The organism is Gulosibacter macacae (genome assembly GCF_003865375.1).
Classification (GTDB): Bacteria; Actinomycetota; Actinomycetes; order Actinomycetales; family Microbacteriaceae; genus Gulosibacter; species Gulosibacter macacae.
The window spans coordinates 1-688 of sequence record NZ_RQVS01000033.1 but is presented as its reverse complement, the minus strand read 5'-3'; the positions used below and the strand labels follow the sequence as shown (position 1 = coordinate 688).

At 64.8% G+C, this 688-nt stretch carries 1 pseudogene; it reads right to left on the bottom strand.

The features are described 5' to 3' along the window. Nucleotides 1-208: 208 nt before the first annotated feature. Nucleotides 209-688: pseudogene (locus EG850_RS13150) on the bottom strand (hypothetical protein); the annotation flags it as partial.

Sequence of the window (688 nt, the reverse complement as noted above, 5' to 3'; positions counted from 1 at the left end):
AAAATCGAAAGGTCACGGGATCGACGCCCGTCGGAGCCACAAGTGAAACCCCCTGCTTCTGCAGGGGGTTTTGTCGTTACGGTTCCGCATCCTCGCACTGAGGCCCCCGAAACGCATGCTGAGGCCCTCGAAGCACCACTATCTGCAAACGTGGCCGCTGCTGGCGATCACGCCAGCAGCGGCCACGTTTGAGCGGATGGAGTTGCGGCTACTTCTGCGTTGCGCTCCGGCGCCACAAGAGCATCGCTCCGGCCGCGAGGATGGCCGCAGCAGCGAGGCCGATGGGTGCGAACTCATCCGCGCCGGTCGCCGCGAGGTGTTCGCTCGCCACAGGCGTCGCCGTCTCAGGAGTCAGCGTCGGGGTCGATGACTCTGCGACGTTCACCGGCGGCACCGGTTGCGCGGTCTCTTCGGTCGGCTCTTCCACGGGCACTTCTTCAGTGGCTTCGGGTTCAACGGGCGGGTTGACAACGGTGAACCAGGTGCGCAGCACGCCATCATTGTTCTCGTTGTAGACCGTCCAGCCGCCGTCTTGACCTGAGATGGTTTCGCCGCCGATCTCCACCGTCACACCCAATTCGACCGCCCGCTCCGCCGTCCAGCCATCAGGGCCGGCGCACACGAGCATCGGCTCCGTGCTGGCGACGTGGGGCCTTGACCCCTGATCTTGGACACGCTGATTCCAGCA